This window comes from Achromobacter sp. Marseille-Q0513, from assembly GCF_018195695.1.
Classification (GTDB): domain Bacteria; phylum Pseudomonadota; class Gammaproteobacteria; order Burkholderiales; family Burkholderiaceae_B; genus Achromobacter.
Genome location: NZ_JAGTJY010000230.1, coordinates 1 through 8,362, shown reverse-complemented (window position 1 = coordinate 8,362; position 8,362 = coordinate 1). Strand labels below are relative to the sequence as shown.

General features: G+C 70.1%; 7 protein-coding genes. 6 read left to right on the top strand and 1 reads right to left on the bottom strand.

Going from position 1 to position 8,362, the window contains the following annotated elements; translation table 11 throughout:
• Nucleotides 1-3: 3 nt before the first annotated feature.
• Nucleotides 4-1,155 (bottom strand): acyl-CoA dehydrogenase family protein, encoded by a 1,152-nt coding sequence (locus tag KDH83_RS27755; protein ID WP_212321645.1) that lies wholly within the window; start codon nucleotides 1,153-1,155, stop codon nucleotides 4-6.
• 195 nt (nucleotides 1,156-1,350) lie between these two features.
• Here KDH83_RS27755 and bktB point away from each other — a divergent pair, with 195 nt between their 5' ends.
• From bktB to KDH83_RS27725, 6 genes are all read left to right on the top strand, one after another.
• Nucleotides 1,351-2,532 (top strand): beta-ketothiolase BktB, encoded by a 1,182-nt coding sequence (gene bktB / locus KDH83_RS27750; RefSeq protein ID WP_103273670.1) that lies wholly within the window; start codon nucleotides 1,351-1,353, stop codon nucleotides 2,530-2,532.
• A gap of 198 nt (nucleotides 2,533-2,730) precedes the next feature.
• The gene (locus KDH83_RS27745; RefSeq protein WP_212321644.1) at nucleotides 2,731-3,501 is read left to right on the top strand and encodes a spermidine synthase; all 771 of its coding nucleotides are present in this window, start codon (nucleotides 2,731-2,733) and stop codon (nucleotides 3,499-3,501) included.
• Between the two features lie 197 nt (nucleotides 3,502-3,698).
• The gene (locus tag KDH83_RS27740; protein ID WP_103273672.1) at nucleotides 3,699-4,448 is read left to right on the top strand and encodes a GntR family transcriptional regulator; all 750 of its coding nucleotides are present in this window, start codon (nucleotides 3,699-3,701) and stop codon (nucleotides 4,446-4,448) included.
• Nucleotides 4,405-5,703 (top strand): malonyl-CoA decarboxylase family protein, encoded by a 1,299-nt coding sequence (locus tag KDH83_RS27735; RefSeq protein ID WP_212321642.1) that lies wholly within the window; start codon nucleotides 4,405-4,407, stop codon nucleotides 5,701-5,703. Before KDH83_RS27740 ends, KDH83_RS27735 begins: the two co-directional genes overlap by 44 nt.
• 106 nt (nucleotides 5,704-5,809) lie before the next feature.
• Nucleotides 5,810-6,601 (top strand): enoyl-CoA hydratase-related protein, encoded by a 792-nt coding sequence (locus KDH83_RS27730; protein WP_212321640.1) that lies wholly within the window; start codon nucleotides 5,810-5,812, stop codon nucleotides 6,599-6,601.
• 5 nt (nucleotides 6,602-6,606) lie between these two features.
• Nucleotides 6,607-8,148: a malonyl-CoA synthase gene (locus KDH83_RS27725; protein WP_212321638.1), complete on the top strand. Its 1,542-nt coding sequence runs from the start codon at nucleotides 6,607-6,609 to the stop codon at nucleotides 8,146-8,148.
• Nucleotides 8,149-8,362: the final 214 nt, after the last annotated feature.

Below are 8,362 nucleotides of genomic sequence, written 5' to 3'. Positions count from 1 at the left end.
CTCCTATCTCAGGCCGAGGCCGCGCGCGATGATGCCGCGCAGGATTTCGCGCGTGCCGCCGCGCAGCGAGAAGGTGGGGCCGACCTGTTCCAGGTAGGCCAGTGTGCGCAGCAGCGGCAGGGGCGGCGGCCGGTCGGGCCGGCGGCCCAGCGCGTCGGCGATCAGGCGGGGAATGTCCTGCTCCAGCTCGGTGCCCAGGTCCTTCACCAGCGCGGCCTCGATGGCCGGGCTCTGGCCCGCGGCCAGCTTGCCCGCCACCGCCAGCGACATGGCGCGCAGCACCGCCATCTGCGACAGGATGCTGCCGAGCAGCGCGCGGTCGGCGGCGTCGGTGGCGCCGTCGGCGCGGCAGTGCGCGAGCCAGCATTGCAGCAGCGCGATGCTGGAATACAGGCGTTCCGGCCCGCTGCGCTCGAACGCCAGCTCGGCGTTGACCTGGGCCCAGCCCGCGCCTTCCGCGCCGATGAGGGCGTCCGGCGCCAGCTCGACGTTGTCGAAGAACACTTCCGAGAAATGCGCGTCGCCTGCCAGGTCCTTGATGGGCCGGATCGACACGCCCGGCAGCGACAGGTCGACGATCAGCTGCGACAGGCCCTGGTGGCGGTCTTCCGGCGCGCCCGAGGTGCGCGCCAGCGCGATCATGTAGTGCGAGCGGTGCGCGTTGGTGGTCCAGACCTTGCTGCCGTTCAGGCGCCAGCCTTGCGCGGTGGGTTCGGCGCGCGTGCGGATGCTGGCCAGGTCCGAACCGGAGCCGGGCTCGCTCATGCCGATGCAGAAGAACGCCTCGGCGCGGCAGATGCGGGGCAGGTAGCAGGCTTTCTGCTGCGGCGTGCCGAGCTTCAGGATCAGCGGGGCGCTCTGGCGGTCGGCGATCCAGTGCGCCGACACCGGCGCGCCCGCGCCCAGCAGTTCCTCGGACAGGACGAAGCGCGCGAAGTGGCCGCGTTCGGCGCCGCCGTATTCGCGCGGCAGGGTCAGGCCCAGCCAGCCGCGCTCGGCCAGCTGGCGGCTGAAGCCGGCGTCGTGGCCCATCCAGGAGCGGGCGCGTTCGTCGGGTTCGAGTCCGTCCAGCGCCTCGGCCAGAAAGGCGCGCACCTCGGCGCGCAGCGCTTCGTCCTGTGGGGGAATGGCGGTCAGTTCCAGCGTATCGATCATGGGCGGGTCCGGTCTGTCGGGCGCCGGGGCCGGCGCGCCGCTGGCCACTATCCGCGAGCGGCGCGGGCACTGTCCAATATTTTTTTCTTGATCGCCGATAGGGAACCAATATCGGCCGTCCGGACCCTTGAGGGAACGCAGGCGAGGGGGCCGGCCGCGCGGGTATGATGGCCGGAACAACCAGGAGGAATCACCATGAATGAAGTCATCGTCGCGTCCGCCGTCCGCACCGCCATCGGCGATTTCGGCGGCGCGCTCAAGGACGTGCCGCCCTGCGACCTGGGCGCCACCGTCATCAAGGCCGCGCTGGAGCGCGCGGCGGTCAAGGGCGACGAAGTCGGCCATGTGGCCGTGGGCCACGTCATCAATACCGAGCCGCGCGACATGTACCTGTCGCGCGTGGCCGCCATCAACGCCGGCATCGCCAAGGAAACCCCGGCCTTCAACGTCAACCGCCTGTGCGGCTCGGGCCTGCAGGCCATCGTCTCGGCGGCGCAGACCATCATGCTGGGCGACGCCGAGATCGCGGTGGGCGCCGGCGCCGAGAGCATGAGCCGCGCGCCGTACATCGCGCCGGCGCAGCGCTGGGGCGCGCGCATGGGCGACAGCGTCATGCTGGACATGATGACCGGCGCGCTGTCCGATCCCTTCGGCCGCATGCACATGGGCGTCACCGCCGAGAACGTGGCGGCCAAGTTCGGCATCAGCCGCCAGGACCAGGACGCGCTGGCCGCCGAATCGCACCGTCGCGCGGCCGCCGCCATCGAGGCCGGCCATTTCCGCGACCAGATCGTGCCGGTGACGCTGAAGTCGCGCAAGGGCGACATCGTCTTCGACACCGACGAGCACGTGCGCCGCGACGTCACGGCCGACAGCCTGGCCGGCCTGAAGCCGGTGTTCCAGAAGGAAAACGGCACCGTCACGGCCGGCAACGCCTCGGGCCTGAACGACGGCGCCGGCGCGGTCATCCTGATGAACGCCTCGGTCGCCGCCAAGCGCGGCGTCAAGCCGCTGGCCCGGCTGGTGGCCTACGCTCATGCCGGCGTCGATCCCAACATCATGGGCATCGGCCCCGTGCCGGCCACGCAGGCCGCGCTCAAGCGCGCCGGCCTGACGGTGGACCAGCTGGACGTGATCGAGGCCAACGAGGCCTTCGCCGCCCAGGCCTGCGCCGTGTCGCGCGAGCTGAAGCTGGACCCGGCCAAGGTCAACCCCAACGGCAGCGGCATCGGCCTGGGCCACCCCATCGGCGCCACCGGCGCCATCATCACCGTCAAGGCGCTGCACGAACTGCAACGCGTGGGCGGCCGCTACGCGCTGGTGACCATGTGCATCGGCGGCGGCCAGGGCATCGCCGCGATCTTCGAGCGCATCTGAGCCCCCCACGGCGCACCAACCGTTGAACGGACGCGCCCGCCAACAAACGGACGTGTCCGACGGACGCAGTGCACCCCATGAAAACGGGTGCCCCTCATCGGGATGCCACGGATCCGGCTCCGCCGGTCCGTAGGCATGCCCCCTAGAGGGGGGAGCGCGCAGCGCTTCGGGGGTGGGCCTTCCCCTACAATCGCGCCCATGCGCAGATCTTCTTCTCCCTCAGAATTCGACCAGCCCACGCTTTCCGAATCGGACGGCGTGCGCTACCTTCACTTCAATACCGAATGGGTGCAGGGCGCCATGCGCGTCAAGAGCCCGGCCGAGCTGGTGCTGGAATACACCGGCCAGATGATGGCCTGGCTGCTGTTCCTGGAACCGCCCAAGGAAGAGGCCATCGGCATGCTGGGCCTGGGCGCCGGCTCGCTGGCGCGCTTCTGCGCCAAGCACACGCGCAGCCCGCTGCTGGCGGTGGAATGGAACCCGGCCGTCACCGCCGCCGGCCACATGTTCTTCCGCCTGCCCGGCCAGAACCGGTTGCAGGTCGAACATGCCGACGCCGGCGCCTGGGTGGCCGATCCGCTGAACGCCGGGCGCTGCCCGGTGCTGATGGTGGACCTGTACGACGCCCAGGCCCAGGGGCCGGTGCGCGACAGCGTCAAGTTCTACCGCGATTGCCGGCGTGTGCTGGGCGAGGTCGGCGTGCTGGCGGTCAACCTGTTCGGTCGCCACGAGAGCTTCGGCAAGAATATCGACAACCTGTCCAAGGCCTTCGACGACCGCGTGATACTGCTGCCCGAGATCGACGCGGGCAACCAGATCGTGCTGGCCTTCTCGGGGCCGCGCCTGGCCGTCACCCCGGCCGAGCTGCTGGGCCGCGCGGCCATCGTCGAGGCGCGCTACGGCCTGCCGGCGCGTCGCTGGGCGCGGGCGTTGACGGCGCACGCCGTGGACGGGGTCCTGCACCTGTAGGACGCGTCCGAGTCGGCATCCTGCCGGCCCTGGTCTGGCCGGGGCGGCGCGCGCCTCGGGCCAGGCCGCGAGGACGCATCGTTTCCGTTCATTCAGGGTAGTCCCGGGGGCGGGCGGGGCTTTACCGGCCCCGCGCCGGGGTCTACTATGTCCGTGTTCATAATTATGAATTACGGCGCAGTCTAGGCCGTCCGACCATGACCGCTCCCATCGTCCGGCAAGCCCTGTACCTGGAAGTCGCGGATCGCCTGCGCGACATGATCCGCGTACGCGCCCTGCGCAACGGCGAATGGATCGACGAGCTTCGGCTGGCCGGCGAAATGGGCATTTCCCGCACGCCGCTGCGCGAGGCCCTCAAGGTGCTGGCCACCGAAGGGCTGGTGCGGCTGGAGCCGCGCCGGGGCTGCTTCGTCAACGAACTGTCGGCGCAGGACCTGGAAGACATCTTCCCGCTCATGGCCATGCTGGAAGGGCGCTGCGCCTTCGAGGCCGCGCGCAAGGCCGACGATGCCGAGCTGGCCGCGCTGCAGCCCTTGCACGATGACCTGGCCGGCCATGCCAAGGCCGGCCGCATCGACGAGTACTACCACACCAACTACCTGATCCACGAAGCCGTGCAGGCCCTGGCCGGCAATCAATGGCTGGTCGACATGGTGGGTCAGCTGCGCAAGGTGCTGAGCCTGTCGCGCCATCGCAGCCTGTCCTGGCCGGGCCGCATCGAGGAATCCTGCGCCGAGCACCTGGCCATCTACGCGGCGCTCAAGGCGCGCGATGCCCAGGGCGCCGAGGCCCTTGCCCGCAATCATTTGATGCGCCAGCTGGAAGTGCTGCGCGCCCTGGCGCTGGCCGAGACCGCCGGCGCCTCCGATCCGTCCGGTCCCATCGTCATGGAGGAACCTGCCCATGTCCGCACCCGAATCGCTCGCGCGCGTCGCGCGCACGCCTGAGTCCGACACCGGATTGCACGAAGAGGCCGCCAATGACGCCGCCGATGGCCTGATCGCGCGCCTGGGGCGCCTGTGGGAGCGCGGCCGCCTGCCCAGCGAAGCCGAAGTCCGCCGCCTGTTCGAGGCGCGGCTCACCGACGTGGCGGCCAACAAGCTGGCGCGGCGCTGGATCGAGCTCTATGCCGCCGCGGCCGGCAAGGAGCGCCGCCTGATGCTGTCGGCGCTGGCCCAGGTGCGCGCCACCTATGCCGGCGATGGCGGCGAGGGCGTGCGCTTCTTCAAGCGCCTGAACGCCCAGTCGCAGGGCCTGCGCTTCCTGGTGGACCTGCGCGCCGACATGCTGCGCTGGCGCAAGCAGGTGGCGGGCCTGCAGGGGCTGGACAAGGAGCTGGAAGGGCTGCTGTCGGCCTGGTTCGACGTGGGCCTGCTGGAACTGCGTCCGCTGACCTGGGACTCGCCCGCCTCGCTGCTGGAAAAACTGATCCTCTACGAAGCCGTCCACGAGATCACCTCGTGGGACGACCTGCGCCACCGCGTCGCGCCTGACCGCCGTTGCTATGCCTATTTCCATCCGCAGATGCCGGGCGTGCCGCTGATCTTCGTCGAGGTGGCCTTCGCCGGACAGATGGCCGGCAATGTGCAGGCGCTGCTGGACAGCTCCGCGCCGCCGCAGGACCTGGACAAGGCGCGCTGGGCGATCTTCTATTCCATCTCCAATACGCAGCCCGGCCTGAAAGGCATCAGCTTCGGCAATTTCCTGCTCAAGCGCGTGGTCGAGCAGCTGCTGCAGGAACTGCCCAAGCTCAAGTCCTTCGCCACGCTGTCGCCGATCCCCGGCTTCTCGGACTGGCTCGGCAAGCTGGACGCCAAGTCGGTGCAGGGCATCGTGCGCGACGGCAAGGGACGCGAGCGCGACGGCGGCCACGACGGCCAGCGCTGGGTCGCGCACCTGTCGCGCGCGGCCGCGGGCAAGGCGCCGGAGGCGCTGCGGCGCGCCGGCTTCCGGCTGGCGGCGCACTACCTGCAATCCATGAAGAACGGCGCGCCGCTGGACGCGGTGGCGCGTTTCCACCTGGGCAACGGCGCCCGCATCGAGCGCCTGAACTGGGCCGCGGACACCTCGGCCAAGGGCCTGAAGCAGTCCTGCGGGCTGATGGTGAACTACCTGTACGAGTTGGACGAGCTGGATGACAACCTGGCGCGGCTGGGCGAGGGCAAGCCGCAGGTCAGCCGGGGCGTCAGCCGCGCGGGCTGAGCGCCGACGCGGCGACAGCGGCGACGCCGGGGCGACCAGGCAAGCACGACCGTGCAAGAACAAGAGGCAAGCTCCAGGACGGAGCGGACATGAGGGGCGGACGGACATGAGCGCAGGGCAGGGCGGCCGCGTGCGGCTGGAAATCGACGGGCCTCTGGCCTGGGTCACGCTGTCCCATCCGGGGCGGCTCAACGCCATCACCGTGGGCATGTGGGGCGAGCTGCGCGCGGTGTTCGAACAGCTGGCGGCCGACATGACGTTGCGCTGCGTGATCGTGCGCGGCGAGGGCGGCAACTTCGCCGCCGGCGCCGACATCCGCGAGTTCCCCGCCGAGCGCGCCGACATGGCCGGCGTGCAGCGTTATCACCGCGAGGTGCTGGCGCCGGCGCTGGCGGCCGTGGCCGCCTGCCCGCATCCGGTCGTGGCGCAGATCGAAGGCGTGTGCGTGGGCGGCGGGCTGGAGATCGCCAGCCAGTGCGACCTGCGCATCGCCGGCGCATCCGCGCGTTTTGGCGCGCCGATCAACCGCCTGGGTTTTCCGATGGCGCCCGACGAGATGCGCGGCCTGATCGCGCTGGCGGGCCGCGCGGCCGCGCTGGCCATTTTGCTGGAAGGCCGCGTGTTCGGCGCCGAGGAAGCGCGCGGCATGGGACTGCTGACCCGCGTGGTCGACGACGCCCAGGTGGCGACGGAGGCCCGTCGCAGCGCCGAGCGCATCGCCCAGGGCGCGCCGCTGGCCGCCCGCATCAACAAGCGCCTGTCGCGCAGGCTGGCCGAAGGCGGCCCGCTGAGCGAAGACGAATACCGCGATTATTTTTCCTACGCCGAGAGCCGCGACCACAAGGAAGGCGTGCGCGCCTTCCTGGCCGGCGAGGACCCCACCTTTACCGGAGACTAGACAAGGTGAGCAACGCCAATCTGTACGCTGTCCTGCAAGGCGGCTTCCCCGCCGATCGCAGCAAGGTCGCGCTGGAGACGCCCGACCTGCAATACACCTGGGACGATATCGACCGCGCCACGGCCTGCATGGCCAACCTGCTGGCCTCGCTCCGGCTGCCCGAAGGCGCGCGCGTGGCGGTGCAGGCAGAGAAGTCGCCCGAAGCGCTGCTGCTGTACCTGGCCACGCTGCGCGCGGGCCTGGTCTACCTGCCGCTGAACACCGCCTACCGCGAGGCCGAGATCGAGTATTTCCTGGAAAACGCCGAGCCCGCCGTGGTGGTGTGTTCCAGCAAGAACCGCGAGTGGGTCCAGCGCGCCGCCGACAAGGCCGGCTGCGCCCATGTCTACACGCTGGACGAGGACCGCAGCGGCACGCTGCTGGACGCGGCCGGCGGCCTGTCGCAGCGTTTCGAGACCGTGGCTCGGCGGGAAGATGACCTGGCCGCCATCCTGTATACGTCCGGCACCACCGGCCGCAGCAAGGGCGCCATGCTGTCGCACGGCAACCTCGCGTCCAACGCGCGCGTGCTGCACCAGTACTGGGGCTGGCGCGCTGACGATGTGCTGCTGCACATGCTGCCCATTTTCCATGTGCACGGCCTGTTCGTGGCCTCGCACGGCGCGCTGCTGGCCGGCGCGCGCATGATCTGGCTGCCCAAGCTCGACATCGAGCAGGCGCTGCGCTATCTGCCGCGCAGCACGGTGATGATGGGCGTGCCGACCTACTACGTGCGCCTGCTGGCCGATGCGCGCTTCGACCGCAAGGTCTGCGCCAAGATGCGCCTCTTCATCTCCGGCTCCGCGCCGCTGCTGGCCGAGACCTTCGCCGATTTCAAGCAGCGCAGCGGCCACGCGATCCTGGAGCGCTACGGCATGAGCGAAACGGTCATGCTGACCTCCAACCCCTACGCGCCTGGCGAGGGCGAGCGCCTGGCCGGCACGGTCGGACGGGCGCTGCCGGACGTGCAGGTGCGGGTGGTGGACGACGCCGGCCTGGCGCTGGCGCCGGGCGAGATCGGCAACGTGCAGGTGCGCGGCCCCAATGTGTTCTCGGGCTACTGGCGCATGCCGGAAAAGACGCGCGAGGAATTCACCGCCGATGGCTGGTTCAAGACCGGCGACGTGGGTCGCTGGGGCGGCGAATCGGCCGGGCGTGACGTGCCGGCCGACTACCTGTCCATCGTGGGACGCAGCAAGGACCTGATCATCTCCGGCGGCTTCAACGTCTATCCGAAAGAGATCGAGACGCTGATCGACGACATGCCCGGCGTGGCCGAATCCGCGGTCATCGGCGTGCCGCACGCGGACTTCGGCGAGGCCGTGGTCGCGGTGGTCGTGCCCAAGGCGGGCGCGGCGCTGGACGCCGACGCCATGCAGGCCGAGCTGAAGGCGCGCATCGCCAACTTCAAGGTGCCCAAGCGCCTGCACGTGGTCGACGAACTGCCGCGCAACGCCATGGGCAAGGTGCAGAAGAACGTGCTGCGCGAAACCTACAAGGCGCTCTGACCCGCGCCGCCATGATGGCGCCGGCCCGCCCGGCCGGCGCCTTTTTTCCAAGGAGCCTCATCCGCCCACCAGCCCTCATCCCACCCGCAGCTTTCCAATAATTCCCAAGTACTAGAAAGAAGAACGAGACGGGATGCGGAACCTCCGCGCCGTCCGCACGCTGCATGCCAGAGGAGACAATATGAAGACCCGCAAGACTGCGGCGGCCCTGTTC